The organism is Mycoplana azooxidifex, from assembly GCF_014196765.1.
GTDB lineage: Bacteria > Pseudomonadota > Alphaproteobacteria > Rhizobiales > Rhizobiaceae > Mycoplana > Mycoplana azooxidifex.
The window spans coordinates 1-26,707 of sequence record NZ_JACIEE010000005.1 but is presented as its reverse complement, the minus strand read 5'-3'; the positions used below and the strand labels follow the sequence as shown (position 1 = coordinate 26,707).

General features: G+C 63.6%; 26 protein-coding genes and 1 tRNA gene. 12 read left to right on the top strand and 15 right to left on the bottom strand.

Annotation, left to right across the window (positions count from 1 at the left end; all coding sequences use genetic code 11):
* Positions 1-59: 59 nt before the first annotated feature.
* Both GGQ64_RS12005 and GGQ64_RS12000 read right to left on the bottom strand, forming a co-directional pair.
* Positions 60-479, bottom strand: a complete 420-nt coding sequence (locus tag GGQ64_RS12005) for a GlcG/HbpS family heme-binding protein (protein ID WP_183804377.1) — start codon at positions 477-479, stop codon at positions 60-62.
* A gap of 203 nt (positions 480-682) precedes the next feature.
* Positions 683-2,017 (bottom strand): MFS transporter, encoded by a 1,335-nt coding sequence (locus GGQ64_RS12000; protein ID WP_246422612.1) that lies wholly within the window; start codon positions 2,015-2,017, stop codon positions 683-685.
* A gap of 309 nt (positions 2,018-2,326) precedes the next feature.
* On the opposite strand from GGQ64_RS12000, the gene GGQ64_RS11995 reads away from it, so the two are divergent.
* A complete protein-coding gene (locus GGQ64_RS11995; RefSeq protein WP_183804374.1) occupies positions 2,327-3,229 on the top strand; it encodes a LysR substrate-binding domain-containing protein in 903 nt (300 codons plus the stop codon).
* A gap of 32 nt (positions 3,230-3,261) precedes the next feature.
* Here the strand turns inward: GGQ64_RS11995 and GGQ64_RS11990 are convergent, their stop codons facing one another.
* The gene (locus tag GGQ64_RS11990) at positions 3,262-4,149 is read right to left on the bottom strand and encodes an EamA family transporter (RefSeq protein ID WP_183805418.1); all 888 of its coding nucleotides are present in this window, start codon (positions 4,147-4,149) and stop codon (positions 3,262-3,264) included.
* Between the two features lie 197 nt (positions 4,150-4,346).
* Here GGQ64_RS11990 and GGQ64_RS11985 point away from each other — a divergent pair, with 197 nt between their 5' ends.
* Together GGQ64_RS11985 and GGQ64_RS11980 are read left to right on the top strand one after the other, a co-directional pair.
* A complete protein-coding gene (locus GGQ64_RS11985) occupies positions 4,347-5,651 on the top strand; it encodes an adenylosuccinate synthase (protein ID WP_183804372.1) in 1,305 nt (434 codons plus the stop codon).
* Between the two features lie 132 nt (positions 5,652-5,783).
* Positions 5,784-8,060, top strand: a complete 2,277-nt coding sequence (locus tag GGQ64_RS11980; protein WP_246422610.1) for a hypothetical protein — start codon at positions 5,784-5,786, stop codon at positions 8,058-8,060.
* Positions 8,061-8,272: 212 nt separating this feature from the next.
* On the opposite strand, the gene rpoH is transcribed toward GGQ64_RS11980, so the two are convergent.
* The 3 genes from rpoH to GGQ64_RS11965 all read right to left on the bottom strand — a co-directional run bounded on the left by rpoH (position 8,273) and on the right by GGQ64_RS11965 (position 11,588).
* Positions 8,273-9,178, bottom strand: coding sequence for an RNA polymerase sigma factor RpoH (rpoH, locus tag GGQ64_RS11975; protein ID WP_183804368.1), 906 nt, complete (start codon positions 9,176-9,178; stop codon positions 8,273-8,275).
* Between the two features lie 195 nt (positions 9,179-9,373).
* Positions 9,374-10,159 (bottom strand): class I SAM-dependent methyltransferase, encoded by a 786-nt coding sequence (locus GGQ64_RS11970; RefSeq protein ID WP_183804366.1) that lies wholly within the window; start codon positions 10,157-10,159, stop codon positions 9,374-9,376.
* 406 nt (positions 10,160-10,565) lie between these two features.
* Positions 10,566-11,588, bottom strand: a complete 1,023-nt coding sequence (locus tag GGQ64_RS11965) for an RluA family pseudouridine synthase (protein WP_183804364.1) — start codon at positions 11,586-11,588, stop codon at positions 10,566-10,568.
* A 37-nt stretch (positions 11,589-11,625) separates the two neighbouring features.
* Between GGQ64_RS11965 and GGQ64_RS11960 the strand changes: the two genes are divergently transcribed.
* The gene (locus GGQ64_RS11960) at positions 11,626-12,012 is read left to right on the top strand and encodes a hypothetical protein (protein ID WP_183804362.1); all 387 of its coding nucleotides are present in this window, start codon (positions 11,626-11,628) and stop codon (positions 12,010-12,012) included.
* 5 nt (positions 12,013-12,017) lie between these two features.
* Positions 12,018-12,851, top strand: coding sequence for a TrmH family RNA methyltransferase (locus GGQ64_RS11955; RefSeq protein ID WP_183805416.1), 834 nt, complete (start codon positions 12,018-12,020; stop codon positions 12,849-12,851).
* A gap of 37 nt (positions 12,852-12,888) precedes the next feature.
* On the opposite strand, the gene GGQ64_RS11950 is transcribed toward GGQ64_RS11955, so the two are convergent.
* Both GGQ64_RS11950 and GGQ64_RS11945 read right to left on the bottom strand, forming a co-directional pair.
* Positions 12,889-14,049: a hypothetical protein gene (locus GGQ64_RS11950; RefSeq protein ID WP_183804360.1), complete on the bottom strand. Its 1,161-nt coding sequence runs from the start codon at positions 14,047-14,049 to the stop codon at positions 12,889-12,891.
* Positions 14,050-14,288: 239 nt separating this feature from the next.
* A complete protein-coding gene (locus GGQ64_RS11945; RefSeq protein WP_183804357.1) occupies positions 14,289-14,876 on the bottom strand; it encodes a DUF1134 domain-containing protein in 588 nt (195 codons plus the stop codon).
* Between the two features lie 212 nt (positions 14,877-15,088).
* Here GGQ64_RS11945 and chpT point away from each other — a divergent pair, with 212 nt between their 5' ends.
* A complete protein-coding gene (chpT, locus tag GGQ64_RS11940) occupies positions 15,089-15,733 on the top strand; it encodes a histidine phosphotransferase ChpT (RefSeq protein ID WP_183804354.1) in 645 nt (214 codons plus the stop codon).
* A 106-nt stretch (positions 15,734-15,839) separates the two neighbouring features.
* Complete coding sequence (locus GGQ64_RS11935) at positions 15,840-16,202, top strand: response regulator (RefSeq protein ID WP_183804351.1); 363 nt, start codon at positions 15,840-15,842, stop codon at positions 16,200-16,202.
* A 171-nt stretch (positions 16,203-16,373) separates the two neighbouring features.
* Here GGQ64_RS11935 and ctrA read toward each other — a convergent pair whose 3' ends face one another.
* Positions 16,374-17,072 (bottom strand): response regulator transcription factor CtrA, encoded by a 699-nt coding sequence (gene ctrA / locus GGQ64_RS11930; protein WP_183804348.1) that lies wholly within the window; start codon positions 17,070-17,072, stop codon positions 16,374-16,376.
* 525 nt (positions 17,073-17,597) lie between these two features.
* Between ctrA and GGQ64_RS11925 the strand changes: the two genes are divergently transcribed.
* Entirely contained in the window at positions 17,598-17,948 is a 351-nt protein-coding gene (locus tag GGQ64_RS11925; RefSeq protein ID WP_183804345.1) for a flagellar export protein FliJ, read from the top strand.
* 148 nt (positions 17,949-18,096) lie between these two features.
* Here GGQ64_RS11925 and GGQ64_RS11920 read toward each other — a convergent pair whose 3' ends face one another.
* Positions 18,097-18,378 (bottom strand): GNAT family N-acetyltransferase, encoded by a 282-nt coding sequence (locus GGQ64_RS11920; protein ID WP_183805414.1) that lies wholly within the window; start codon positions 18,376-18,378, stop codon positions 18,097-18,099.
* Positions 18,379-18,571: 193 nt separating this feature from the next.
* On the opposite strand from GGQ64_RS11920, the gene GGQ64_RS11915 reads away from it, so the two are divergent.
* Complete coding sequence (locus GGQ64_RS11915) at positions 18,572-19,024, top strand: paraquat-inducible protein A (RefSeq protein WP_183804342.1); 453 nt, start codon at positions 18,572-18,574, stop codon at positions 19,022-19,024.
* A gap of 39 nt (positions 19,025-19,063) precedes the next feature.
* Here the strand turns inward: GGQ64_RS11915 and sciP are convergent, their stop codons facing one another.
* Entirely contained in the window at positions 19,064-19,339 is a 276-nt protein-coding gene (gene sciP, locus GGQ64_RS11910; protein WP_183804339.1) for a CtrA inhibitor SciP, read from the bottom strand.
* A 426-nt stretch (positions 19,340-19,765) separates the two neighbouring features.
* Between sciP and GGQ64_RS11905 the strand changes: the two genes are divergently transcribed.
* From GGQ64_RS11905 to GGQ64_RS11895, 3 genes are all read left to right on the top strand, one after another.
* On the top strand, positions 19,766-20,512 hold the full coding sequence (locus tag GGQ64_RS11905; protein ID WP_183804336.1) for a helix-turn-helix transcriptional regulator: 747 nt from the start codon (positions 19,766-19,768) through the stop codon (positions 20,510-20,512).
* A 231-nt stretch (positions 20,513-20,743) separates the two neighbouring features.
* The gene (gene mnmA, locus GGQ64_RS11900) at positions 20,744-21,940 is read left to right on the top strand and encodes a tRNA 2-thiouridine(34) synthase MnmA (protein WP_183805412.1); all 1,197 of its coding nucleotides are present in this window, start codon (positions 20,744-20,746) and stop codon (positions 21,938-21,940) included.
* A 135-nt stretch (positions 21,941-22,075) separates the two neighbouring features.
* Positions 22,076-22,152, top strand: a tRNA-Met gene (locus GGQ64_RS11895).
* 932 nt (positions 22,153-23,084) lie between these two features.
* Here GGQ64_RS11895 and GGQ64_RS11890 read toward each other — a convergent pair.
* From GGQ64_RS11890 to GGQ64_RS11875, 4 genes are all read right to left on the bottom strand, one after another.
* Positions 23,085-24,083 carry a DUF2806 domain-containing protein gene (locus tag GGQ64_RS11890; protein ID WP_183804333.1) on the bottom strand — a complete coding sequence of 333 codons (999 nt, stop codon included), beginning with the start codon at positions 24,081-24,083 and terminating at the stop codon, positions 23,085-23,087.
* A gap of 149 nt (positions 24,084-24,232) precedes the next feature.
* Positions 24,233-25,030, bottom strand: a complete 798-nt coding sequence (locus GGQ64_RS11885) for a DNA adenine methylase (RefSeq protein ID WP_183804330.1) — start codon at positions 25,028-25,030, stop codon at positions 24,233-24,235.
* Positions 25,031-25,213: 183 nt separating this feature from the next.
* The gene (locus GGQ64_RS11880) at positions 25,214-26,023 is read right to left on the bottom strand and encodes a hypothetical protein (RefSeq protein WP_183804327.1); all 810 of its coding nucleotides are present in this window, start codon (positions 26,021-26,023) and stop codon (positions 25,214-25,216) included.
* A 2-nt stretch (positions 26,024-26,025) separates the two neighbouring features.
* On the bottom strand, positions 26,026-26,439 hold the full coding sequence (locus GGQ64_RS11875) for a hypothetical protein (RefSeq protein WP_183804324.1): 414 nt from the start codon (positions 26,437-26,439) through the stop codon (positions 26,026-26,028).
* Between the last annotated feature and the right edge of the window lie 268 nt (positions 26,440-26,707).

The following is a 26,707-nucleotide window of genomic DNA, read 5'->3' as shown; positions in this document are numbered from 1 at the left end:
CTGATGATGAAGAGCGCCGCGCGGTGCCTTGGGACACCGCCAGCCCTTCCAGCGTACGGTCAGACCGCGTCCGCGCCGACCGCCTTCAATGCCGCGCGGCCGACCTCGAAATCCTGGTCGCCGGTGCCGGAGCCGACGCCGATCGCGCCGGCGAGCCTGCCGCCGAAGCGGATCGGCAGCCCCCCGGGAAGGTGCGTGACGCCACCCTGGGAGGCGATGCCGGCGGCCACGCCGAATTCAACCGGCATGGCGCCGGTCGGGTTGTTGATCGAGGCTGCGGTGCGGGCCTTCGCGCGGGCGGTGTGCATGCTGAGATATTTGGCGCCGTCCATGCGGAGGCTGGCAATCGTCTCGCCGCTGGCGTCGATGACGAAGATGCACTGCGGCACGCCGATCTTCTCGGCATGGGCGACGGCTGCCGTGAGCAGGTCCATGGCGCCCTTGTGGCTGAGTGCGATCGTTTCCCGGTAGCTGGTCATGGCTGTCTCCTGTGTTTCGCCGCAGGATAGCGTGGCAGGAGACGCAAAGGCAGCCGGCGCGATGCAGAATGACTTTTGCCGCACGGGAAAAAATCGGCAGGCGCGGGCGGGGCGGGGCAGGCTGCCGGTCTGGCAGGCGGGGTCGAGGCCCGGTCAGGGCGTGTCTCCGCGCCGGCGGCTGCCGGCGCGGAGATTTAGCATTTTCATGCCGTCGGAAGCGGTTCCTTGATCTTTCCGCCGATCGAGAAGGCGAGGATCGCCGAGACGAACATCAGGCCGCCGACGATGTACATCGGCAGTTCGAACAGCCCCGTCGCGTCCCGGACCGCGCCGGTGATGTAGGGGGCGGCGAAGCCGGCGAGGTTGCCGATCGTGTTGATCAGCGCGATGCCGGCGGCAGCGCCCGCACCCGACAGGAAGCGGCCGGGGATCGACCAGAAGTTCGGCAGTGCGGAGAAGATCGAGCACGCCGTGATGGTGATGACAGCGATCGTCGCCTCGGGCGAATTCATCGAGAGCGCCAGCGGGATGCTGAGCGCGCCGACCAGCGCCGGGATGCCGATGTGCCAGACCCGGACGCCGCGCTTGCTCGCGTCGCGGCTCCAGAAGTACAGCGCAATTGCCGCGGGCAGATATGGCACCGCAGTGATCAGGCCCTTGTCGAACACGTCGAATTTGGTGCCGAACTTCTCCTCGAAGCCACCGATGATCGTCGGCAGGAAGAAGGCGAGCGCATAGAGGCCGTAGATCAGGCCGAAGTAGATCGCCGACAGCAGCCAGACGCGGCCGTCCTTCAATGCGGCGCCGGTCATGCGGCCGTGGCCCCCGCCAGCCTTGACCTTGTCTTCCTTGGCCAGTTCGCCGTTCAGCCAGTCCTTCTCGTCCTGGCTCAGCCACTTGGCGTCATTGGGCCTGTCGGGCAGGTAGAACCATGTGACGATGCCGACGATGATGGCCGGAACGGAGACGCCGAAGAACATGATCCGCCAGCCTTCGAGGCCGAAGGCGCCATGCGCCTGGATGAGCGCCGAGGCGATCGGCGCGCCGATCACGGTGGTCAGCGGCTGGGCGAGGTAGAACAGTGCCAGGATCTTGGCGCGGTGGCGCGAAGGGACCCACGTGCTGAGGAACAGGATGGCGCCGGGGAAGAAGCCGGCCTCGGCGATGCCGAGCAGGAAGCGCAGGATGTAGAGCTCGGTGGAACTGCTCACCCAGGTGAACAGCAGCGAGACGATGCCCCAGCTCACCATGATGCGGGCCAGCCACTTACGCGCGCCGAACTTGTGCAGGGCAAGGTTGCTCGGAATCTCGAGCACGATGTAGCCGAAGAAGAAGATGCCGGCGGCAAAGCCGAACTGGGCGGCCGTCAGGCCGAGGTCCTCCGTCATCCCGTTCGGACCGGCAAACGAGATCGCCGTGCGGTCGAGGAAATTGATGAAGAACATCAGCGCGATGAAGGGTACGAGCCGCCACGAGATCTTGCTGATGGCGGATTGCTCCACCCGGTCGGCCTGGGCGGCTGGATTGATTGTGTGCAAGGCGTCCTCCCCTGTGCTGTTACAATGCCCCGTTCACCGCCAGAGAAGATGAAACGGAATCCGAGCCCGCACGGACAGGCAGTCGGGTAGATCGGATTTTCCGTTGCAGACCACCCCGATGAGTTGTCTAAAACTCACTCTGGCCGCCCCTCGCAATGTCCGGAAGAATGCGCGCTCCACCCAGTTCTACCTGCCCGGCAGCTCCTCGGCTGATAATATTGGCCGCTGGACAAACTCCGCAATCGATTTAATGTCCGCTGCGCTGTGACTTCAGATCACAGCATTGTGCGAAGCCTGGAGAGCGAAACAGTGAGCCAGCCCCTGCCGTCCCTGACGGCGCTGAAGGCCTTCGAGGCGACCGTACGCCACAGGAGCATGACGCTTGCCGCCGAGGAGCTCTTCGTCACGCACGGGGCGGTGAGCCGGCATATCAAGGGGCTGGAGACGCTGCTCGGCGTGCTGCTGCTGAACCGGAACGCCAAGTCGACCGACCCGACGCCGGAGGGAATCCAGCTTGCCGAGGGGCTGGGCACGGCGTTCCGCCTGATCCAGACCAGCATCGAGCGGGTAAAGCCGCGGCCGCTGACGCTTTCCTGCTCGTCGTCGATCATGATGCGCTGGATCATCCCGCACATCTCGCAGTTTCACGAGCTTCACCCGGAGATCGAGCTTCAGTTCAACATGAACTACGATCGGATCGACTTCATGCGCGACAAGATCAGCGTGGCGATCCGCAGCAGCACGATCGCCCCGCCGCCGGACGCGCTGATGCGCGATCTTGCGGCCGAGTGGATCGGCCCGGTCTGTTCGCCCGCCTACTTTTCGGCCAATCCCATAGGCGCGCCGACCGATCTGGCGGAGGCGGCGCTGCTTGCGACCAACACGCGCCCGGAGGCCTGGCAGGACTGGATCGCCGCCTCGGGCGTCGCGCTGAAGGCGGCGCCGATCCGCAGCAGCTTCGACCACTTCTACCTGCTGATCCAGGCGGCGGGATTCGGGCTGGGCTTTGCGGTCGTTCCCAAGATGCTGGTCCTCGACGACCTCGCCTCGGGAAGGCTCGTGGCGCCCTTCGGGTTTGCCAAGGGGCCGCGACGACTGGTGCTGTGGATCTCGCCGCACGTCGCGACACGGCCGGATACGCTTGCGCTGGAGCGCTGGCTGACCGAGACGATCCCGGCAAGTCTGGAGCGGGCCGACGCCGGCCGCTCGTGAGATCGATCGCGAGACGACCCGGGCGAGGGCGTTCAGACCGGTTTCGGCCGGCCCCATTCCGCGATCGCGATGCCGCTGAGGACCAGGCCGATGGCGACGAAGTGGAACGGCTGGAAGGTCTCGCCGACCAGCACGATCGACAGCAGCATGCCAAAGACGGGGATGGCATTGATGAAGAGGCCGGCGCGGTTCGGGCCGATCAGTTCCACGCCGCGCACCCACAGCACCTGCGACATCAGCGACGGGAAGATCGCCGCATAGAGGACGATGGCCCAGCCGGTGGCATCGGGCAGGATCGCCCGTCCGGCGGATGCCTCCCACCACAGGAGCGGCAGCGAGCTGATCAGCGCGCCGAGGGCCGGGGCGGCGATGAAGCTCTGCCAGTGCATCACCGGCTTCCAGCGCAGGGCGACCGTGTAGACCGCATAGACGAGGCAGGCCATCAGCATCAGCGTGTCGCCGAAGTTGAACTCCAGTTCCAGCAGCGACGTCAGGTCGCCGTGCGCCGAAGTCACCAGCACGCCCAGCAGCGTCACGCCGAACCCCACGAGTTGGGCCGGCGAGGCAGGGGTGCGGAACAGGGCAAAGTTCATGACGAAGATCAGCATCGGGATGCCGGCCTGCTCGAGCACCACATTGATGACGCTGGTATAGCCTACAGCCGTATAGAGCAGGGCGTTGAACAGGGTGAAGCCGGCGGCGCCATAGAGGAAGAGGAGCAGCCAGTGGGCTTTGATCTGCGCCCAGTCGCGCCTTATCTGCGGGGTCATGAAGGCGATGATGATGACGACGGCGATCAGCCAGCGCAGTGTCGTCAGCATCATCGGGCTGACATGGCCGATGGCGAGCTTGCCGGCGACCGAATTGCCGCCCCAGAGAAACGTGGTTACGCAGAGGTAGAAATAGGCTCTTCGATTCACTGCCGTCATCGGGGATACTCTCGCTCCCCGCGTCGGTCGGGGCGAGCGGACAAATAGGGGCTATTTGCCGATTCTGCCATGCAAAAAGCAGGTTGCGCCGATACAACAGGGTCGCTTTCACGAAAACTACACAGTATAGATGCGCGGGTTTTCAGAGTGCGTGCCGCGAAAAGCGCGCAAGAGGCAGGATAAGCGAAATGACCAATGTCGTGGTGATCGGGTCCCAATGGGGTGACGAAGGCAAGGGCAAGATTGTCGACTGGCTCTCGGAGCGCGCCGACATCGTGGTCCGCTTTCAGGGCGGTCACAATGCCGGGCATACGCTGGTGATCGACGGGACCAGCTACAAGCTGTCGCTGCTTCCCTCGGGCGTCGTCCGCCCGGGCAAGATGGCCGTGATCGGTAACGGTGTCGTCGTCGACCCGCATGCGCTTTGCGCGGAGATCGACAGGCTGGCCGCGCAGGGCGTCACGGTCACCCCGGAAAACCTGCGCATTGCCGACAATGCCACGCTGATCCTGTCGCTGCACCGCGAGCTCGACGGCATCCGCGAGGATGCGGCCGGCAAGTCCAACGGCGGCGTGAAGATCGGCACGACCCGCCGCGGCATCGGCCCCGCCTACGAGGACAAGGTCGGCCGCCGCGCGATCCGCGTCATGGATCTCGCCGACCTGGAAACGCTGTCGGCCAAGGTCGACCGGCTGCTGACGCACCACAACGCCCTGCGCCGCGGGCTCGGTGAGGCCGAGGTCAGCCACGAGACGATCATGCAGGAGCTGACGTCGGTCTCCGATCGCGTGCTGCCGTTCCGCGATACCGTCTGGCTGATGCTCGACAAGGAGCGCCGTCGCGGCGCACGCATCCTGTTCGAGGGCGCGCAGGGCTCGCTGCTCGATATCGACCACGGCACCTACCCCTTCGTCACCTCCTCCAACACGGTCGCGGGCCAGGCGGCTGCGGGTTCGGGCATGGGTCCGGGGGCGCTCGGCTACGTGCTCGGCATCACCAAGGCCTATACGACGCGCGTCGGCGAGGGGCCGTTCCCGACCGAGCTGACCGACGAGATCGGCCAGTTCCTCGGCGAGCGCGGCCGCGAGTTCGGCACGGTGACGGGCCGCAAGCGCCGCTGCGGCTGGTTCGACGCTGCCCTCGTGCGCCAGTCGGTCGCCACGAACGGCATCACCGGGATTGCGCTCACCAAGCTCGACGTCCTCGACGGCCTGGACGAACTGAAGATCTGCGTCGGCTATACGCTCGACGGCGAGGAGATCGACCACCTGCCGGCGAGCCAGGGCCAGCAGGCGCGGGTCGTGGCGAAGTACATCACCCTGGAAGGATGGAAGGAATCGACAGTCGGCGCGCGCAAGTGGGCCGATCTGCCGGCGCAGGCGATCAAGTATGTCCGCCAGGTCGAAGAGCTGATCGGCGCACCGGTGGCGCTGCTTTCCACCAGCCCGGAACGCGACGACACCATACTTGTGACCGATCCCTTCGAGGACTAAGATTTGATTTGACACAGTTCCGGGCTGGATTCGCGACCACGAAAGGCCGGAGATCACGAGAAAGTTCTTATGGCGGATTTTGTAGCAGTCATTCGTAGGGCCGTTGATGGCCTCACGGACAATTCCCCGGACATGCGGGTCAAGGTCTACGAGAAGGCTCGCGGCGCCGTCCGCAGGCAGCTCGAGGCCATGAACCCGCGCCCGTCGGACGACCTCGTCCAGCGCCAGCTCGACAAGCTCGAGGCCGCGATTTCCTCGGTGGAGGACGAACACGCCGAAGCGCTGCCGGCGGAGGAGCCGCTGGTCGAGGATCTGCTGGTCGAGGAGCCCGCCGAGGCTGCGGCTACGGTTCCATTCCCCGAGCCAGAGCCTGAGCCCGAGTCGCAAGAGCTGGCTCCGGAGCCGTCGGTCGAAGAGCCCGTCGCGTACGCGCGCGACGATGCCGCTGCGGAAGAGCGCTGGGCCGAGGAGCCCGTCGCCCCTGAGCCAGCCGTCGAGGAGCCTCCGGTCGAGGCACCTGTCGAAGAAGAGCCCGTGGTCGGGCATTCGGCAGGCGAAACCGGCTTCGTCGACGAGGCGCCTGAGCCTGTCGCGGCCGAATCCGATTATCACCGGGACGCAGACGAGCCAGTGTCCCCGACGGTCGAGCCTGAGTCTGAGCCCGAGCATGCGTGGTCGCCGCAACAGGTAGAGAGCGAAGCCTCGCCGGCGTTCGCTTCGAGCGACGAGGGCTCCCATCCGGATGCCGCGGACGAGCCGGTCCCGGCCGACAATCCCCCTTTCATCGGCCTGGAGCCGGTGGACGATCCCGCCTACGACCACACGGCCTTCGTCGAGCACGCGCAGACCCCTGCGCAGGAGGACGAAGCCTCATGGCACCCGGAGCGGGTGGACCCGCCTGCGCCGATCGAGGCCTCGCTCGGCATGCCGGCCACGTCGCCCGAGTGGGAGTGGACGGACACGCAGATTCCACCCGAGAAGGAGGACGGGCTCGGCAACGAGCCGGACCTCGGCGAGCCCACGAAGGCCGCCACGCCCGACGTCTCCGCCGAGCTGTCGCCGGAATGGACGTGGCCGGAGGATGCCCGCTCGCCCGAGCCGGCCGCGGACCCGGCCCGCGAGCCAAAGAAGCCCGCAGACAGCGCCTGGGGCGATCTGGAGGACCTGATCGGCTACCAGCCCAAGGCCGATGAAGCGACCGGCCCGCAGCCGGCCGAGGACGGCGTCGCCACGACCGATCCAGCGCCGGCGGCTGTTCGCAGCGGCCAGCGGTCGTTCCGCGCGGAGCCGCGCAAGCGTCGCATCAGCGTCGGCAGGATTGCCGCCGTCGTCGCCGCCCTTGCCGTGATCGGTGGCGCGGGTGCCGCCTACTGGCTGAACAAGGATGCGGTCGACGGGATGGTCGCCGACCTGACCGCGCCGCCAGCGCCTGCGCCGGGTGCTGCGGCCCCTGCCGCAGGCAATACCGATGCCGGCGAAGACGGGCAGGCACAAACGCCGGACACGCAGGTTGCATCCGCTGACGCCACCAGCACCAAATTTACCCAGCGCCTCCTGCCCGACGGCACCGAAGCCGACGACGGGCCTGCGCCGGTCGTGGGCCAGGCCGCAAGCGAGGAGGGCAAGTCGGTTGCCGAACAGTCGACCGAGGTCGCCTCCACCGCTCCGGTGAGCGGGCCCGGTCCGGACGCCGGCGCGGCGGCAGACGGGACGGCTACGACCGGAACGCCCCCGGCGGCAACTACGCCGGGCGACCTTGCGCAAGGGGCCACGCCGCCGGCCGCCGGCACGCCGCCTGCACCGGGGGCTGCAACGGGGGCTGCCGCCGAGCAGGCGCCGATCGGTGTCACGCAGAAGATGTTCATCTACGAGGAGCGCCTCGGCCAGTCCGCGCCGACCGCGATCGACGGCACCGTCGTCTGGTCGCAGGGGGAAGATTCGCCCGGCGGCGACGCCAAGGCGGAGCCAGTCATCCGCGCGCAGCTGAACGCGCCTTCGAACGGCTTGACCGCCCAGGTGACGATCCGCCGCAACGCCGACCGGTCACTGCCGGCGAGCCATCTGGTGGAGATCGTCTTTGCCCTGCCGCCGACCTTCGAGGGCGGCAACATCGACAGCGTCCAGCGCGTGGCGATGAAGCGGACGGAGCAGGACCGGGGCGATCCGCTGATCGCCGTTCCGGCCAAGATCACCGAGGACTTCCACATGATCGCGCTCAACGATTTCCCGGACGCGATCATACGGAACACCGAGCTTCTGAAGACGCGCGACTGGATCGACATTCCGATCACCTATCGCAACGGCCGGCGTGCGCTGATCACGCTGGAAAAGGGTGCTTCGGGTGCGGAGGTATTCAACAATGTGATGAACGCCTGGGCCGCCCTGGGGCCGGCTGCCGACAGCCAGTAACGCACGCGTTCCCCGATTGCATGGAGAGAAGGCCCCACACGGCGTGCGGGGCCTTCTTCCTTTCTTAGTCCTGATGCGAGCATGCCTGCATTTCCCTGGATCAGGCCGAGGCTGCCGGGAGGATGGGAGGCGCGTCATCCCCAAAACGGATCGGCCCGCCCGATGCGGGATCGGGCGGGCCGGAAATTATGCGGCGTCGGCGTGGGCCTTTGTCAGGCCTGCTCGATCACGCGGACGGCGTTGGCCTGTTCGGCGGCGAACTTGACCACGGCTTCCTGCACCTTCTCGAAGGCGCGGACCTCGATCTGGCGGACGCGCTCGCGGCTGATGTCGAACTCGGTGGAGAGCTCTTCCAGCGTGACCGGATCCTCGGACAGTCGCCGAGCCTCGAAGATGCGCCGTTCGCGGTCGTTCAGGACGCCCATGGCGCGTGACAGCATCGCGCGGCGGGTTTCCAGTTCGTCCTGCTCGATCAGCGTCTCTTCCTGGCTTTCGCGGTCGTCGACGAGCCAATCCTGCCATTGGCCGGAGTCGCCTTCGCTGGCCTTGATCGGCGCGTTCAGCGAGGCGTCGCCGGACAGGCGCCGGTTCATCGACACGACTTCCGCTTCGGACACCTGCAGCTTGGTAGCGATCTCGGCGACCTGGTCGGGTCGCAGGTCGCCATCCTCGATGGCCTGGATCTTGCCCTTCATGCGGCGGAGGTTGAAGAACAGCCGCTTCTGGTTTGCGGTCGTGCCCATCTTCACCAGCGACCAGGACCGCAGGATATATTCCTGGATCGAAGCCTTGATCCACCACATCGCATAGGTGGCCAGCCGGAAGCCGCGCTCGGGGTCGAACTTCTTGACCGCCTGCATCAGGCCGACATTGCCCTCGGAGATGACTTCGCCGATCGGCAGGCCATAGCCGCGATAGCCCATGGCAATCTTGGCCACGAGGCGCAGATGGCTCGTCACCAACTGGTGCGCGGCACCGCGGTCGTCATGTTCCTGGTAGCGCTTGGCGAGCATATACTCCTGCTGCGGCTCAAGCATCGGAAACTTACGGATTTCGTCGAGATATCGATTGAGACCGCCTTCTCCGGCGGTAATAGACGGCAATGTATTGCGGGCCATAGAGCACCCCTTTCCGATCTTAGTCGGCTCCCTCTGAGGATCTTGCGAAGCATGCTGAAAGGCAAGCCGAAATGGCGCGGGCCTTCTCCGACCCCGCACCAACCCAGCTATCAAATAAGTGCGGCGAAAGGGTGATTCAAGGCATCACGATGGCGTTACAACATTACAAATGCGTAATGATGCAAGCCGCCTCGTTCAACGGTAGACGCGCTCGGAAAGACCGCGCATGCCGGCATGCACCATCAGTTCATAGACCATGCGCCGGCCCATCGGATTGTGCAATCGCGCCGTCTTCGAGCCGAGGAACTGCGTATCGACGTGACGGAAGGCGGCAAGGTCCGGTGCGTCGCTGATCGCACGGTAGTAGAAGTCGTGGTATTCCCGGCGGCAGACATAGGTCTTGTACTTGGTCATGCAGAAGGCCGTAAACGTGTCCTTCCTTTCGCGCAGGAAGTCGGCGACGCCCACCGTCACCTCCGGCCAGGCGGGGTTGAAGGTGTCGTCGAAGGCGATGATGCCGTGCTCTTCGAGCGTGTCGGTCGCAAGTGCCGTGTCGGAGACGACATGTTCGAGCATGTGGCCGCCGTCGATGCTGAAGAAGCGCGTCCGGCCGATCCTGTCGGTGATGTCGGAGGGCCTCAAGCCGGTGCTGTCGCCCTTGATGATCAGGTCCTCGTCGACCGAGAGCCCCAGGCGCCTGCCGTAGTCGAGAAAGCGCTGGTACTGCGTCGGCTTGCCGATGGAATCTTCGCCCAGGTCGAAGAGATCGATGGCGAGGATCCTGTCGGCATCGCCGACGATCTTCTTCATCAGGTAGTAGGAGCGGCCGTAGAACACGCCGATCTCGGCAATGCCACCACCCATGCCTCCGTTTTTCTGCGCCTGCAGCAGGGAGAGAAAGACGAGCGCATCGGGCGGGTCGATATAACCTTCGACGGTCTGCAGATCGTTGAAAATGAATTTGCGGAGCAGCGCGTTCATTTCTTGCCAGTCACCCGTATCCGTTGCGGTGTTCAGGCGCCGACAACTGCTTGTCCAGGCAATCGTCGCCAAAAGGTGTTCGAAAACACCTCGCACCCTGATTTCAACCATTGAATATTGCGATGCAGCAAAGTCAAAAAATAAAGCAAAAGTTTGTTTCTCTTCTTAGTTGTCGAATACAACTGCAATCATGAATAGAGATACTCTTCTATTCGATTGATTCGACACAGAATATTTTTGGATGCTCTACGGATCTCCTCGTTCTGTTGCGAACGTTACCGAACATATTTCGGCGCGAAGGAGGGGACGCGAGAGGACTACTGCAGGCCGCGGCGGCTCCGGGCAATGCACGACGAGCAGTCCCCACCGGCGGGCGAGGGCAGCGTTGCCGTTGCGGGAGGCTGGCCTATTTGCGCAGGGCTTCGACCAGGTGCTGCAGGTCGGCCGGCATGGGCGCCTCGAACTCCATCACCTCGCCGGTGCGCGGGTGCTCGAAGGCCAGCAGGTGGGCGTGCAGCGCCTGGCGGTGGAACGCGTTGACCACCGCGCGCGCCTCCTCCGGCAGGAGGTTGGCCTTGGTCTTGAAGGCGGCGCCGTATTCGGGGTCGCCGATCAGCGGGTGGCCGATATGGGCCATGTGCACGCGGATCTGGTGGGTACGCCCGGTTTCCAGCTGGCACTCGACCAGCGAGGCGAGGCAGGTCGCGTCCGGCTTTTCGCCATAGCGCTCGACCACCTCGTAATGCGTGATCGCCTCGCGGGCGTCTTCGCTCTCCTCGCGCTTCACCGCCCGCTTGGTGCGGTCGCCGGCGCGGCCGAGCGGGGCGTCGATCGTGCCGCGCAGATGGCGCGGGCGACCCCAGACGACGGCCTTGTAGGCGCGTTCCAGCGGGCCGCTGCGGCCATGGTCGGCGAACTGGGCGGAGAGATGGCGATGGGCGGCGTCGTTCTTGGCGGCGACCATGACGCCGCTCGTCTCCTTGTCGAGGCGGTGGACGATGCCGGGGCGCTTCACCCCGCCGATCCCCGAAAGGCTCGTGCCGCAATGGTGGATCAGGGCGTTGACGAGCGTGCCCGTCCAGTTGCCGGCGCCGGGATGCACAACGAGGCCGGCCGGCTTGAGGATGACGATCAGGTCCTCGTCCTCGTGGAGGACTTCGAGCGGGATATCCTCGCCCTGCGGCTCCGGATCCTCCGGCTGTGGCAGTTCGATGACGATTTCGTCGCCGGGATGCACCTTCTTCTTCGGCTCGGTAATGGCCGTGCCGTTGACGCTGACGGCGCCCTGCTCGATCAGCGCCTTGAGGCGGCTGCGCGAATGTTCGCCGCCGAGCGCGTCGGCCAGCCAGGCGTCCAGCCGGCCTGTTGCGTCCTCGCCGGCGGTCAGGACTTTCCTTGTGTCGTCTGCTTGTTTAAAGGGGGCGCTCATTCAAAGATTGTCCTGATTGTCGGAGACGCTACCGCCCATGTCGAAATTCGATGCAGATGAACAGGAAGACAAGCCGCTCGATCCCGCGATGGAGAACGTCCGGCGCAAGATGGTTCGCCTGCAGCTCGTCTCCGGTGGCATCATGCTCGTCATGTTCATGGCGGTGCTTGCGGCCATTGTCTATAAGGTGACGCGGACGGATGGCAAGCCCGAAAGCACGCTGTCTGCCGGCCTTGCGGTTCCGAGCGATGCGCCGCTTGCCGGCGTGGTGACGCTGCCGGACGGTTTCACCGTCGCTTCCGTCTCGCAATCCGGCGGCCAGATCCTGTTCTACGGCGTGCTCGCCGACGGCGCGCGCAAGGCGATCCTGTTCGATATCGCTGCCGGCCGTATCGTGGCCGACATCGACGTCAACGGCCGGTAGGGCGCCTGGTGGCCGGCGCACCGATCCGGATTGCCGATGCCGACGACCCGCGGATTGCCGCGTTCCGCTCGATCCGGGAGCGCGACCTGGTGGGACGGGAAGGGCGCTTCGTCGCCGAGGGAACGGTGGTGCTCAGGATGCTGGCTGCGTCGCATGCAGCGGACGGGCGCTTTCGGGCGGAATCGGTGCTGGTCCTGGAAAACCGTCTTGCGGGCATCGCCGGAATTCTCGACAGCCTGCCCGCGGACGTTCCCGTGCATGTGGCCGACAGGGCGGTGTTCAACACGATCGCGGGCTTCGACATGCACCGGGGCGTCGTCGCCATCGGGCGGCGCGAGGCGGCTCAGGCCGCCGGCGCGCTGATCGCGTCGCTGCCTTCGGACAGCCTCGTGCTGGCGGGCTGCGGCATCTCCAACCACGACAACATGGGCTCGCTCTTCCGCAACGCGGCGGCTTTCGGCGTGGATGCGATCCTGCTCGACGAGACCTGCTGCGACCCGCTCTACCGCAAGGCGATACGGGTCTCGGTCGGCGCCGTCCTCAGCGTTCCCTTTACACGAGGGGGAAGCGCGCAGGGCATGCTGGAAGGGCTCTCCGGCGCAGGCTTCGAGATCTGGGCGCTGTCGCCGCGGGGCGAGGCGGCGATCGGAAGTATCGTGCCGTCGGAGCGGCTGGCGCTGGTGGCGGGCACGGAGGGCGAAGGCCTGCCGGCGGCGATCCTGTCGCGGTTCCACACCGCGCGCGTGCCGCAGAAGCCGGGGCTCGACAGCCTCAACGTCGCGACCGCAAGCGGCGTGGCGCTCTACCAGATGGCGCTCGCCAAGGGGCGGATCGGCTGACTTGCCGCGCGGGATCGCGGCAGCGGCCGGCGCCTGCTCATTCCCGCGGCGGCAACATGTCCTTGGCGCGCTGGGCGAGGCTGAGCCGGCGGGGATCGGATGGAGGCGCCTGGTCCAGCAGGCTGCGGATCGGCGAGGCGGCACCCTCGCGTGCATCGGTCAGAACGATCATTTTTGCCGCGACGTCAGCCATTTCCTCGCGCAGCGCCGCGTCCGTCTCCAGGGTGGGTGCATCCGACAGGCGCTGGGTGATCGCAGCGCTCCGGTCGCGCACATCCGCCTCGATGGCATGAATGTCGATGTCACGCTCGGCCGGTGCGGGCTCGTGGCCGTTTGCGTGGGCGAGCAGCGGCGTTTCTGGCCGGGAGGCAAGCAGCGGCGTCATCTCGGCCGTCTGGCCGGTCCGTGGGGGCATCCGCGTCCCGGACGGGGCGCTCTTCGCCTTTTCGCGCGGCCGGCCGGTCTCGGCGAGGCGACGCTCGAGCGTTGCGAGCTTGCCGGCGCTCTGGCTCTGATCGCGCGCCAGCTTCTCTTCTAGCTGGCGGGAGCGGCCCTCCTCGCGCGAAAGCCTCTGCGTCGTCTCCTTGAGGCTCACCTGCGCGGCCTGCAGTCCGGCAAGCAGCTTCTCGCGCTCGCGGCGCAGGGTCTGGACATGACTGTTGAGGTTGTCGATTTCGGTCTCGCGCGCGGCCAGGGAGATCATGTTGTCGTTGAGATCGGACTGGATCAGGTCGCGATTGGCGTTGAGGATCTCGATTTCCCGCTTCTTGTGCAGGATCTCCCGTGCGGCGGCGTCCAGCTGTGCCTTGAGCTGAAGATACTTCTCGTCGTCGTGGCGCATGGCCGAGCGCAGGTCGCCGGCATCGACACTCATCGCGTCGATCTGCGTCCTGAGATCGGCATTCTCGGCGGCGAGGCGGCTGATGTCCTGCTTGAGCGCCTCGTGCTGCACCGCGAGCCTCGTGCCCTTCTCGCGCTCGCGAACCAGATTCTGCGACATGCGCGCGTTCTCGGCGGCAAAGGCGGCGCGCGCCATGTCGGTCTGCGCGCGCACTTCCTGCGGGCTGAGCGGCGTGGTCGCCTTCATTCGGTTTTCCGTGTAGGCGACGATGCGACGCTGGATCGCAGGGGCCACGATCAGCCCGACGAGCGTGGCCGCAAGAAAGCCGAGGGCGAATAGCAGCGCATATTCAATCACGACGACGCCTGTCCCGTTCTTCCGTCATCCCCATCACCTAAAGCGCGTCGCGATCTTTCAGATTCGCTCCTGCGCTTTAGATCTTTAATTTTGCGCATGTCATAGTCGCAAAACCGCAGCACACTTTTGCGCGACATGCTTTAGCGTCACTATAGCCGACGAGGCCCCGTTGCACAGGGGCCTCGCGCAATTTCGACTGTCGTGGCAAGACGGCGCGCCGATGGCGCGCCTTGCTCCTCTCAGAACGGATTCCAGGTGGGGTTGCGGGTGAGCTTGAGATAGCCGGCATTGATGCCGAGGCGGGCGCCGATGCCGGTCCGGATCGGCACGATCACCATGTTCTGCTCGGTCAGCACCGTCATGCCGACGCCTGCCACGACATAGGCCGCGCCGGAGACGCCGGCAAAGCGGGTGTAGAGGGCGTTCACGTCGGGCAGATTGTAGACGAGCATCATCGTGCGGCTGCCTTGCCCACCCCAGTCGAGGCCGAGCGACGGGCCCTGCCAGAATACCGCGTGGCTGCCGGCGTTCTTCGTGTTCATCTCGCCTTCGCCATAGGTCAGGCCGGCGACGAAGGCGCCGGAACCTTCCTGGCCGAGGATGTAGCCGTTCGGCAGCCCGTAGGACTCGAAGGCCCGCTCCACCACCTTGGCGAGGCCGCCGGTGGTCGAGCCGAAGAAGCCGTGGCCGGCGTCGACGATCTCCTGGGCCGAATAGGTGGAACTGCCGGCCGGCTGGGCCGCGTAGGAGAGCGCGGGATGGGCTAGAACGAGGCCGCTGAACGCACCGCGCAGGACCGTCCTCCTGGTCAAATTCGAAACACGCATGTCTCTTCCCTCGTCATGGTTCGGGACGCTGTCATGGATTTCAATTTGACCGGATCGTGTTAACAATCGGTTTACCAAATGTGGTGTCTTTATGGCTGACTTCTAATTCAAACTGCTCCGCGCAACCTACGCGTGCTAAGTGGCAATTGGAAACATGCGCGCCCCGCCGGTCGCAAACGGAATGCCGGTGGTTGCGGTCCTTGGAGAACTTTATGACGAAGAATCCGAACCTCACCCTGAGTGGCCCCGACCTCGCGGCGCTGCTCTGCAGCCGGGTCTGCCACGATGTGATTTCCCCGGTCGGTGCGATCAACAACGGACTGGAACTGCTTGACGAGGGTGGCGCCGACGAGGACGCTATGGACCTTATCCGCACCAGCGCGCTGAACGCCTCGGTCAGGCTGAAGTTCGCCCGGCTCGCCTTCGGCGCCTCGGGTTCGGTGGGTGCCTCGATCGACACGGGAGAGGCCGAGAAGGCCGCCCGTGATTTCGCCATTGCCGAAAAGAAGACCGAGATCACATGGAGCGGTCCGAGGGCGATCGTCGCCAAGAACCGCGTGAAGCTGCTCCTGAACCTGTTTCTCGTCGCCTATAGCGCCATCCCGCGCGGCGGCTCGGTTGACATCACGCTGGAGCGGCCCGACCTCGACGCCGAGTTCCGCCTGACGGCGAAGGGCCGCATGCTGCGCGTTCCGCCGAAGTTCGCCGAAATGCTCTCCGGCCAGCTCGAGGAAGCCGTCGACGCCCATTCCATCCAGCCCTACTACACCGTGCTGCTTGCGGACGAAGCGGGGATGAAGCTGGACGTGATCGCCTCGGCAGAAGAGATCACCTTCGTTGCCAAGATGGCCGCCTGAACTCTTGAAAGACACTGACGGCCGAACGGTAACCATTTGTTTGCCAGGCAAGGCTACACTTGCTTCATAATCGGCCGCTCGTGTGGCCGGGGAACTGGAGCAGGTCATGCGTCGCATCATGATTGCGGATGGCTCGGATGTCGTCCGCAAGGTCGGAAAGAGGATCCTGTCGGGCCTCGACTATCTCGTGCTCGAAGCATCGAACTCGCTCGAAGCGCTCGTCCGCTGCGAGGCCGACCTTCCCAATGTCGTGATCGTGGATTCGACGATGGACGGCGCGCTCGAACTCATCGGCAACATCCGCATGCTGCCCAAGGGCGACACCGTCCGCATCTTCTATTGCGTGGTCGAGGCCGACCTGCGGAAGATGATGATGGGCAAGCGGGCAGGGGCGGACGACTTCCTGCTGAAGCCGTTCGATCGCAAGATCCTCACTAACGTGTTCGCCAACCTCTCGATCGCCGCCTGACGCGCCGACCGGCCTGGCGACAGAGTTTTCAGATCCACGACGCGGCAGCGCCCTCGCTGTCGCGTTTTTCGTTTTTGTCGGTATCCCTATCCTCCCACGATGGCCAGGCAAAGAAAAACCCGCCGGCAAGGGCGGGTTTCGTCGGTGGGCGGTGGAAAGGGCAGGCCGTTATCAGGCGCTTTCGGCGTAGTCGCCTTCGGGCTCGCGCAACACGTAGCCGCGGCCCCAGACCGTCTCGATGTAGTTGGCGCCGCCGGCTGCATTTGCGAGCTTCTTGCGAAGCTTGCAGATGAAGACGTCGATGATCTTCAGTTCCGGTTCGTCCATGCCGCCATAGAGGTGGTTGAGGAACATTTCCTTCGTCAGCGTCGTGCCCTTGCGCAGCGAGAGCAGCTCGAGCATCTGGTATTCCTTGCCGGTCAGGTGGACCCGCTGGCCGCCGACTTCGACCGTCTTGGCGTCGAGGTTGACGATCAGTTCACCGGTGGAGATGACCGACTGGGCGTGGCCCTTGGAGCGGCGGACGATGGCGTGGATGCGGGCCACGAGTTCGTCCTTGTGGAAGGGCTTGGTCATGTAGTCGTCGGCGCCGAAACCGAGGCCGCGCACCTTGTCCTCGATGCCGGCCATGCCGGAGAGGATCAGGATCGGCGTCTTCACCTTGGCCAGCCGCAACGTGCGAAGAACTTCATAGCCGGACATGTCCGGAAGGTTCAGGTCGAGAAGGATGATGTCGTAGTCGTACAGCTTGCCGAGATCGACGCCTTCTTCGCCCAGATCGGTCGTATAGACATTGAAACTTTCCGATTTGAGCATCAGTTCGATGCTCTGCGCTGTGGCGCTGTCGTCTTCAATGAGTAGTACGCGCATTTATGTCCCCTTTTCCGCCGCTCAAAGGTGTCCTGGCCCCTCTACGCGATACGGATCCAGTCGTTGCCTGATTTGAGGCTGCCATCGAATGGTTAACAAATTCTGATTCACTCTGGCAAGATGGATCGAAGTTGTTAAATAATTTTGGCAGCTCCCTGAATTCGTATCGAAATTTCAAAGCCCACACCTCACGTTCATTGTGAGGAAATTGCGCTAAGCGACTCTTTCGACTCGTGATTACAAGGCTTACGGCATTTTGGGTTTTGCATTTACCGACCCTTAAATCATGACGCCTATGATTAACGATGCCCGTAAACGAAAGGTTACCAGCGGTAGGGATTCGTTAATATCGCAGGAATTTTTTGTAAGGACCGGCTCGTTCAGCCGGTCAGGGGCGAATATGTCGGCCTGCTTCGCGCATGGGTATCACGCGAAGCATGCCTTTAGCTTGTGTGGTCGGGCGTCGCGCATGTCGCGTGCTGCCCGCCCGATACCGGGGTCTCGCTATCCACGGGAGTATTGCGTATGAAGTCACGTGAGAGCCTTGTTCGCCTGAAGGAATTCCAGGTGAAAGAAAAGAGGCGGCAGCTGAGCCAGTTACAGATGATGATGTCCGAGTTTGAACGGATGTCGAAGGAACTGGAAAGCCAGATCGCCATCGAAGAAAAGAAGTCGGGGATCTCAGACCCCCACCATTTCGCCTATCCGACCTTCGCCAAGGCCGCGCGGCAGCGTGCCGACAACCTTCTGGTCTCCATTCGCGAGCTGAAGGTACAGCAGGACGCAGCCGAACTCTCCCTGGAGGAAGCCGAGGCCGAATTCTCCAAGGCAGCCGCCCTGGAAGAGCGCGACAACGCGATTCGTATCCGCGCCTGACTGGCGCCGGAACGCAGGGGCCGGAACACAGGATGGACGCCGCGCCTTGAGCGCCGGCGATGCCGCTTGCAGGAAGAGCCCTCATGACCGCGATATCGGCCGGTCATGAGGGCTCTTCTTTTGCGTCTTCGCTCCGGAGGGCGCGTCGTCAGACGTTGACGACGTCGTTCCATTCCGGGTGCCGCACGGCCTGGGCGCGCATGAACGGGCAGAGCGGGATGATCTTCCAGCCGCCGGCGCGCGCCTGTTCCACGGCGTGAAGGGCGAGCGCCTGGCCGACCCCGCGTCCCCGCAGCGCGTCGGGAACGGCGGTGTGGTCGACGATGACGAGATGCGGCGAGGCGCGGGAATAGGTCATCTCCGCCTCGTGGCCGTCGACGGTGACGGAGTAGCGCCCGTGCGAGCCGTTCTCTGCGCCCAGAATGTCCATGTCTGCCATCTTCGTTCCTTCTCCGGTCGTGCCTACGATCTGAAGAGGAAGTAGGACCTTTCCGCCGCCGCTCAAAGCCTTTCGTCCGAAAAATCTGTTGGCGCGCAAACCTTCATCCGGAGGCTGCCGCCTTCGGCGGCTGTACGGACGGGCGGGCGATGCTATGGATGCGTGAACCGAAACGAGGCAACGCATGGCTGCACTGGTCGTTCCCGCACTCCTTGTCCTCTCCGCCGTATCGCTCGGATTCGGGATGGTTTTGCCGCTGGTGCTGTTCGAGAAGCTCTATTTCTTCACCGAGGCACCCTCGCTGCTCGGCATCATCGCTTCGCTCTGGTTGCAGGAAAACCGGATGCTCGCCGTGCTCGTCGGCCTGCTGTCGGTGGTCTTCCCGGTGGTCAAGCTGATCGGGGTCGCCTTCGAGGCGACGACGCCTCCGGGGAACGCGGCGCGCGACCGGCTGCTTGCCCGCCTGCTGCCGCTTCTGTCCCGCTGGTCGATGATGGATGTCGTGCTGGTGGCGCTCGTGATCTTTTCGGCCAAGACTACCGGCGTGGCCGCGGCGTTCACGCAGCCGGGGCTCTGGTTCTATGCAGCCTCGGCCATCATGACGGGGATCCTGCAAATGCGGCTGCGGCCGCATTGAGTGCGGCCGCAGGGTAGTCTCATTGCCGGTAAAGGCGGATCAGTGTCTGTATTGCTGGATGCGCGTGGTGCGCAGGCCGGCCAGGCCGTGATCGTTGATCGAGGACTGCCAGGACAGGAATTCTTCGACCGTCAGCGTATAGCGGTCGCAGGCTTCCTCGAGGCTCAGCAAGCCACCGCGGACAGCGGCGACCACTTCAGCCTTCCGGCGGATCACCCAGCGCCGCGTGTTCGCGGGCGGCAGGTCGGCGATCGTCAGCGGGCTGCCATCGGGGCCGATGACATACTTTACGCGGGGTCGTATCAATTCGGTCATAGGACTCTCTACTACACACAAGACCATATGGACCGACTCTAGTTCGCCACATTTAAAATTTGCCTAAGCACATTGTAACAATTTGCTAAGAATTGGAGCGGTCATCGTAGCGGAGGTGCTTCGGGCACATACCCGAAGGACAGGCCCGCATCGCCGCCGGCGGTGCGCGGATGCAGGGCAGCCATGAGAATTGACTATTTTCATTTTCCTGCTGCTTCTGGTAGACCCCGCGCAAGGCAGGGGTGGTATCCGTTCGATCCGACCACAGAGCCCTTGCAAAATATGCATGCGTCGTGTCGATCCGTGTCTTCGTCTTCGGGGAATGCACAGTCTTCCATGCATATGATTGATACCGCGCACGCATCGGCTGCGGCCGGGCAGCGGTCGAGGCGGCTTTGTGACCGCGGTGGCAATTGGAAACACGAGATGCGACAGCCTGACGAGGTAACAACATTTCCGCAGTGGTCGCCCGCCTTCCTTGCGGGTGCGCAGCTGGAGGACGTCAGGACCGAATACGAGGTCCTTCAACTGCTGCGACGCTGCGCCAGCCATTTCGGGTTCAGCCATTTCCTGGTGGCCCGCCTGCCCGACGGAGACCGCCGGCGATTTTCCGAACGCCTCGTGATCAGCAGCTGGCCGGCCGAGCTGGTACACGGCTATGACGGCCTCGGCATCTATCACACGAGCCGGCTGGTGGCCGAGGTGGCGCAGACCAAGCGCCCTTTCCTCGGCGACCACTCGCTGATGGCGCCGAAGGAGCCGGGCCCGGCGGCGGACGCCGCAGCCGCGCTCGCCGGCCGGCACGAGCTTGCCGTGTCGCTGGCGTTCCTGCTGCATGCCACGGCCGGCGAGCCTTTCGCCATGGTCTTTTCCGGCAAGAAGGCGCCGCGCGGCCAGGACGATCTGGCGCAGCTCTATTTCACCGCCGTACAGCTGTTTGCGTGCCTGGAGCAGACCTTCGTCCGCCATCCCGCCGTGAAGGACAAGCTGTCGGGCCGCGAGATCGAATGCCTGCGGTGGGCCGCCGCGGGCAAGAGCAGTGACGAGATTGCCATCATCCTCGGCATCTCCGCCTACACCGTCTCAAGCTATTTCAAGTCGGCGGCAAAGAAGCTGGGTGCGGTCAACCGGATGCAGGCAATTGCGTCCGCAATGCGGATGAAGCTGATCTGATCTGACCTGGTCTGGGGCAACGCCGAGAAGACGCCCGGAGCTGTCTTCCACAGGCCCCGCATCACGCTGCCGCGCGCCGCCGGAGCGATCGAAATCAAGCCTTCTCTTGCCCCCGGCGGCGCAAGTTTCTATATGTCGCCGGCAAGTGCCCGCAGGCGGGCAGGGTAGGCCGCAAGCGATCGCCTTTTGAGCGTCCCGGCATGACCCCTTGGACAACCCCGGATGGACAGCGTGAACAGTCTCGATTTCGACAGGAAGCCAGAAGATACGCGCGTCGTCGTCGCCATGTCGGGCGGGGTGGATTCGTCCGTCGTCGCCGGCCTGCTCAAGCGCGAGGGCTACGACGTTCTCGGCATCACGCTGCAGCTCTATGACCACGGCGCGGCCGTTCACCGCGCCGGTTCGTGCTGCGCCGGCCAGGACATCGAGGATGCGCGCCGCGTCTGCGAGACGCTCGGCATTCCCCACTACGTGCTCGACTATGAGAAGCGGTTCCGGGAGACGGTGATCAACCCGTTTGCCGAGAGCTACATCGCCGGCGAGACGCCGATCCCCTGCGTCGCCTGCAACCAGACGGTCAAGTTCGCCGATCTCCTCGCCACCGCGAAGGAGCTCGGGGCCGATGCGCTGGCGACCGGCCATTACATTCGCTCGCGGCCCAATCCGACATCGCGGGATCCTGCGCGACGTGCGCTCTATCGCCCGGTCGATGCCGAGCGCGACCAGAGCTATTTCCTCTTCGCCACCACGCAGGAGCAGATCGACTACCTGCGCTTCCCGCTCGGCCACCTGTCCAAGGCCGAGACGCGCGCGCTCGCCGCGGAGATGGGCCTCGTCGTCGCCAAGAAGGCCGACAGCCAGGACATCTGTTTCGTCCCGCAGGGCAAGTATTCCGACATCGTCGCCAAGCTGAAGCCGAATGCGGCGCTTAGCGGCGACATCGTCCATATCGACGGCCGCGTGCTCGGCCGGCACGAGGGCATCCTGCACTATACGATCGGCCAACGGCGCGGCATCGGCATTGCCACCGGCGAGCCGCTCTATGTCGTCTATCTCGACGCGCGCTCGCGCCGGGTCATCGTCGGCCCGAAGGAGGCGCTGGAGACGCGCCGGCTCTATCTGCGCGACGTCAACTGGCTCGGCGACGGCGAGCTCATGGCCGTCGCAGCCGACGGCTTTTCCTGCTTTGCCAAGGTGCGCTCGACCCGCCCGCCGCGCCCGGCGATGCTGCATCGGGACGACGGTGGCCTCTACGTGGAGCTGGAAGAGGGCGAGGCCGGCGTCGCCCCGGGCCAGGCCTGCGCGCTCTATTCGGGCGAGGGCGAGGACGCGCGCGTCTACGGCGGCGGCTTCATCGCCCGTTCGGAGCGCGAATCCTCTGCCGAAGCGGCGCTGAAGCGCATCCTGTCCAGCCCGGTCGCGGCCTGAGGCGGGCCAATTCACAAGCCGCTGCGCAGGCGCGCACTTTTGCCGGACACGGTGCTTGACACTTTGGGGACAGGCACCCTATAAGCCGCCCGTCCCGAACGGAAAACGCAAGCAAAGTTTCCCGTTTCGCCCGGCGGCGGAGTAGCTCAGTAGGTTAGAGCAGAGGAATCATAATCCTTGTGTCGGGGGTTCGAATCCCTCCTCCGCTACCAGTTTCGGTCGATTCAAACCGATGCGGTCTTCTGGGACGGTTTCTACAAAATTGAATTCACTCACCTGTAGCTCCTCCCAGAGTAAGGCGCAGTCACAGTTTTCAATAGTTCTCAAAGCCGCTGTAGCCGGACGCGAAAATCCGGAATTTTGACAGCAGAAACCGGAAAAATGGAAATTCCGGAACAGGTGTCAAAATCTCCCCGACAGGCCCCGGCGCGCTTTGCTCTTTCGGCCGTACTTCCCCCGGACCCGTCCAGGCCGTCTGAACGCCGGTGCGAGCATCTCCCGAATAACCGTCGGGTTGCTCTGCCCACTCTGGTAAAAGTGGAACACCGCCTTGGCCATGCGCGTGGCCTCCTCGGATCCCGGAGGCAATCCGCACTCCTCTAACAGCGCATCGAAGACGTCTTGAACCTCTTGAAGTCCCTCAGGCGTGAAGTTGCCTTGCTCGTTGGCGCCATAGTTTGAGGGTTTGCCAATTGGAAACATAGTGCACTCCCTAGGGCGAAATCCGCCCTGTCGCATATGCAGCACGGTCAGCATGTACCGAGGATGCGAGCGTTTCGAGGACTGTCGCTGCCGGCCAAAGGCGGCATCACAACACATCAGGGCGGGTGGCCGAACTATCTGCAGACCCTTGAACGCCTAGGACAACCGCCGCGCGGTAGAGCCTAGACGCGGAAAAAGGTAAACTGAAGACACGCCGGCATGTTGCACTCGGGAGACGCTGGCAACGCCTTGCGACAAGTTGGTGAGACAGGGCCCCGCTCCCCCAGCGGGGCTTCTCTCTGTCTGGGCTCCTCGATCAAGCGGAGATCAAAACCACCTTCACCGCCTTGCTCTGACCGCGGCCGCTGACCGAATAGGTGCAGTCGACTTCCTCGATCCTGAATTCCTTGAAGGTCCCATCCGACGACGTCCCACGCCGCGATCACAAGACAAACACGTTCCCAGCTGAATTTCGTCTGAGCAAGTGAACCTCTTCCGAACCCACTTGCGCCGCAATCAGTGATCGGAACCGCTCTGCGGTTGTCAGCTCGTCCACATCGATAAGAGAGGCGACTGCACGACCCACAGGGGACAGCCAATAGATCCGGAAGTTTGGCGCGCCCTCATGGTCTAAAAAATGAGGGCTGTCATCGAAACGTCTTTTGGTGAACGGCAGATCTATGTCAAATGGAATGCTGAGACCGAAATCGCCGAAATTAGCAAACCAGATCTTCTTTCCTTGCAGCTTTTCTTCCCTGAAAGTTTGATAGTAAGAGAGTTCCGACGAGATCAAAAGATCAGCCCGTTCCAAACGGACTTGCTCGTGCGACGTCAATGCCGTTAGTAAGTGAGGCACGTTGTCGCCGAGTCGGTGCGCGCAAAACTGCTGAAATAGTTCAGCATCACTCTTATCAATTTCGTCTAAGACGCGCATTGCCCGGTTGGAGAAGGTCCCGGGGTTCCGGATTTCGGAGGAGAGAATACTTCCCCACTTCAGGCGGGCCTCCTCCGTACTCGCGCGCTCGGCGTAAGATTCGAACCTCTCTAGGAAATCAGCATTGAGCGTAACGTCCATTTCAGCGTTGTTCTGGATCTGTCGATGGGACAAATCCTCCAAGCCATAGTTTAGAACACTCTCAAGGTTATCAACGCCTCGGACGGCGCGAGCAAGACCCGAAAGCATCCGCCGCGCTGCTTCGGGGTTCTCGCTCAGCTCTCTATTGATTGTGTCACCGGCGACAGCGGCAGCTTTGGCGATAACGTCGTTCAACGCAGTGTTTACCACTCTGTGAGTCGTGACTTCCCTTTCAGTCTCGAGACCCTTCTTCTCCACCTTTCTGCCGAGAAAATGATCGTATGCGGACAGCCAACGGCTTTTGACGCTCACCGAAACTTTGTTTTCCGATAGCCCCAATGAGGCTCCAATTTCATCAGATCCCATAGCATTCTCCCTCCAGTGTTCGGATACGATTGCATGGGACGAGTATCGATCGGTCAAGAGGGATGACTGGGCTACCCGCGCTTTCCTATGTTTTCCATAGTGTGGAGACAGATCAGGTCACCCATCTCGCTTTTTGGCTTAGCTCAGTCTTACGGGATTATGAGCACCTCCTTCACCGCCTTGCTCTTACCCTGGCCGCTCACCGAATAGGTGCAATCGACTTCCTCAATGTTAAAGTCCTTGAAGGTCTCGAAGACGCCTTGAGCCGCGTTCAAGGACACGATGAACGTGCCTTTCAGACGCTTCAACACCTGTGCCATCTCCGCGAACTCCTGCCGGCCGAAGACGTTGCTGCCGTAGTCGCCCTCGTTACCCCAATAGGGCGGGTCGAGATAGAACAGCATGCCGGGACGGTCGTACCGCTCGATGAAGGCCTGCCAGGGCAAGCATTCGATCACGACGCCGGCAAGTCGCTCATGGATGTCTTCCAGCAACGGGGCGAGCTTCAGGAGGTTGAAGCGCCCGCCGTTGATTTTATCGACGCCGAAGTTGCGGCCTGAGACCTTCCCGCCGAAGGCCAAGCGCTGCAGGTAGAGGAAGCGCGCTGCGCGTTCCAGATCGGTGAGCGTGGTCGGATCGGTTTTGACCAGGCGCTCGTATTCACGCCGGCTGGTTATCTGGAAGCGCAGCGTCTCCATGAACTGCGGGTAGTGCCGCTGGAGGATGCGAAACAGGTTCGCAACGTCGCCGCTGATGTCGTTGATCGCCTCCATGCGTGGCTGCATCGTGCGGCGAAGGAAGACACCGCCCATGCCGACGAAGGGCTCGGCATAGCCGTCATGCGGTGTGGCGTTGATCTTGCGGATGATGGTCTTCGAGAGAATGCGTTTGCCGCCAATATAGGGTGCGGCAGGATTGACCGGCGAGACCGGCTTCAAATTCACCATTTTTAAAAACTCACTACCTAATAGCTTTCCCGCCCGAAAGGGTCTGGGTGCGGCAGTTAAGTACTGTTGCTGTCGGACGGGATTCTTCTTGCTGGTTGATCCCCGTCGCCGAGGCGTCCCCACGCCCCGGCCGCCCGGTGATATCCGTGCGGCATCCTTTCATCTGCAAGACTTCAAAGAGCCTTACAGCAGGTTCAGTGACGGGTATTTCTCATCGAGCATCGCAAGCAATGCGCTCTGCCAGCTGCTATCTGCAGCCGTGGCTGTCGCCGTCCCCATGCATGCGATTTCGAGATTGCGCGCCGGGGTATCAAGGTCGCCATAGATCGTGTCGTATTCCACGAAAGCCGAAACCCGCGTCGTCGCGAAGGAATGCGTGTAACTGAACAAGCCATTGGACGGAGTGCCACCTGTCAGCAGCGCACCATCGCCCCAGACGGAGATCTGCCCTGCGGCGTGATCGTAGTTCAACTGCACCAGGTGATACGCCGCCGACGACAGCGTCTGGCTGATCCGCGTGAACGCCGTCGTATCGTTGACCCTTGCTCGGGCCTCGACCAGATTGCCCGAGCGCAAGCGAAGCGCGAGCCCGCCGCCGCCGTCCCCTATGGCGGACATCAGCACGGCCCCTGCGCTCGTTCCGGCCTTTGCGAGCGCCCACAGGCAGAAACTGGTGTTGACCACCAATGACCCGGTGTCGGACATCAAGCCGTCCGGCGGAAGCCCGGTGGCGTTCCCCTTTACAATAGGCTTTCCGTCAGGGCCGCCGTTGACGAGCGACAGCGGCTTGAGCGCAGCATAGGCCCACATGGCGCGATCGGACTTCCGGCAACGCCAGCGATCGGTAGACGCGATAAGATCGCCATTGTCCTTGCCCGCTTCCCACCACTGCCGTGTCTTGTCGTGGTTGAAGAAGGCGAGCTCCGCCGCTGTGTACGGGACGGTATCGGTGAATGTCGCGCCGACTGCTGCGCGATAACGCATGGTTGCCATGTTTAGACCTCGAAAGGCTGGAGCCAGGAATGAGTAGGGGCCGTCAGACCGGGGACGGATACCCCGTCGTCGGCGCGGAACAGGCCGCGCGGGCCAAAGACCGAGCCGCCTAGACCGCCTTGCCCAGGGCCGGAACCATCCGGGGCACGTGTGGCATAGACGACCCTAAGCGATGCCTCGTCGGGCGCGCTGCTGAAGGTCAGTTCGATCGTGCCCGAGTAAGCGGCGTTCGAAGCGGGATGATCCGCCGCGATCGCAGCACCTGTAACCGTCACTTCGCCCGATGCGTCCCACGCTCGGAAGCCGGCACCGGCCCCCAGTCCCGTGGTTTGCACAAGGGCGTCGCTCGTGTCCTTGACCAGGGCCGCGGCCTTCGGCAACTCCACTTCGACACGGAAATGTGTCGCGTCATGCATCCAGGAGCGCCGCGGCAGCATCGGTCGGTAGTCTACGCCGTAGACCGCCCCCAAAGTCGCCTTCGCGCAATAACGGCCGAGCCGGCGATAACCGGAGACGGTCGGGTGCGTGTCTACGCCCGTGTGCTCGCAGGCGTAGTTCGGATCGAGCAGGATGATCTTGTTGGGAGATCGTGAATTGGCCCCCGAAAGGCCCGGACATGCTCCCCCACTTAGCTAAGTGGGTAGGAGTAATGTTGGTATTATGACTATCACCACCCATAAGATG

What these genes read in the sequence shown, in the direction of transcription:
- ctrA (WP_183804348.1), bottom strand. Translation starts at nt 17,072, where the DNA reads ATGCGCGTACTACTCATTGAAGACGACAGCGCCACAGCGCAGAGCATC.
- GGQ64_RS11880 (WP_183804327.1), bottom strand. Translation starts at nt 26,023, where the DNA reads ATGGCAACCATGCGTTATCGCGCAGCAGTCGGCGCGACATTCACCGAT.
- GGQ64_RS11920 (WP_183805414.1), bottom strand. Translation starts at nt 18,378, where the DNA reads ATGGACATTCTGGGCGCAGAGAACGGCTCGCACGGGCGCTACTCCGTC.
- GGQ64_RS11980 (WP_246422610.1), top strand. Translation starts at nt 5,784, where the DNA reads ATGCGGGTCAAGGTCTACGAGAAGGCTCGCGGCGCCGTCCGCAGGCAG.
- GGQ64_RS11935 (WP_183804351.1), top strand. Translation starts at nt 15,840, where the DNA reads ATGCGTCGCATCATGATTGCGGATGGCTCGGATGTCGTCCGCAAGGTC.
- GGQ64_RS11960 (WP_183804362.1), top strand. Translation starts at nt 11,626, where the DNA reads ATGTCGAAATTCGATGCAGATGAACAGGAAGACAAGCCGCTCGATCCC.
- GGQ64_RS12005 (WP_183804377.1), bottom strand. Translation starts at nt 479, where the DNA reads ATGACCAGCTACCGGGAAACGATCGCACTCAGCCACAAGGGCGCCATG.
- GGQ64_RS11945 (WP_183804357.1), bottom strand. Translation starts at nt 14,876, where the DNA reads ATGCGTGTTTCGAATTTGACCAGGAGGACGGTCCTGCGCGGTGCGTTC.
- sciP (WP_183804339.1), bottom strand. Translation starts at nt 19,339, where the DNA reads ATGACCGAATTGATACGACCCCGCGTAAAGTATGTCATCGGCCCCGAT.
- GGQ64_RS11890 (WP_183804333.1), bottom strand. Translation starts at nt 24,083, where the DNA reads ATGGGATCTGATGAAATTGGAGCCTCATTGGGGCTATCGGAAAACAAA.
- GGQ64_RS11875 (WP_183804324.1), bottom strand. Translation starts at nt 26,439, where the DNA reads ATGCATGACGCGACACATTTCCGTGTCGAAGTGGAGTTGCCGAAGGCC.
- rpoH (WP_183804368.1), bottom strand. Translation starts at nt 9,178, where the DNA reads ATGGCCCGCAATACATTGCCGTCTATTACCGCCGGAGAAGGCGGTCTC.
- GGQ64_RS11885 (WP_183804330.1), bottom strand. Translation starts at nt 25,030, where the DNA reads ATGGTGAATTTGAAGCCGGTCTCGCCGGTCAATCCTGCCGCACCCTAT.
- GGQ64_RS11915 (WP_183804342.1), top strand. Translation starts at nt 18,572, where the DNA reads ATGGCTGCACTGGTCGTTCCCGCACTCCTTGTCCTCTCCGCCGTATCG.
- chpT (WP_183804354.1), top strand. Translation starts at nt 15,089, where the DNA reads ATGACGAAGAATCCGAACCTCACCCTGAGTGGCCCCGACCTCGCGGCG.
- GGQ64_RS11965 (WP_183804364.1), bottom strand. Translation starts at nt 11,588, where the DNA reads ATGAGCGCCCCCTTTAAACAAGCAGACGACACAAGGAAAGTCCTGACC.
- GGQ64_RS11985 (WP_183804372.1), top strand. Translation starts at nt 4,347, where the DNA reads ATGACCAATGTCGTGGTGATCGGGTCCCAATGGGGTGACGAAGGCAAG.
- GGQ64_RS11905 (WP_183804336.1), top strand. Translation starts at nt 19,766, where the DNA reads ATGCGACAGCCTGACGAGGTAACAACATTTCCGCAGTGGTCGCCCGCC.
- GGQ64_RS11970 (WP_183804366.1), bottom strand. Translation starts at nt 10,159, where the DNA reads ATGAACGCGCTGCTCCGCAAATTCATTTTCAACGATCTGCAGACCGTC.
- GGQ64_RS11925 (WP_183804345.1), top strand. Translation starts at nt 17,598, where the DNA reads ATGAAGTCACGTGAGAGCCTTGTTCGCCTGAAGGAATTCCAGGTGAAA.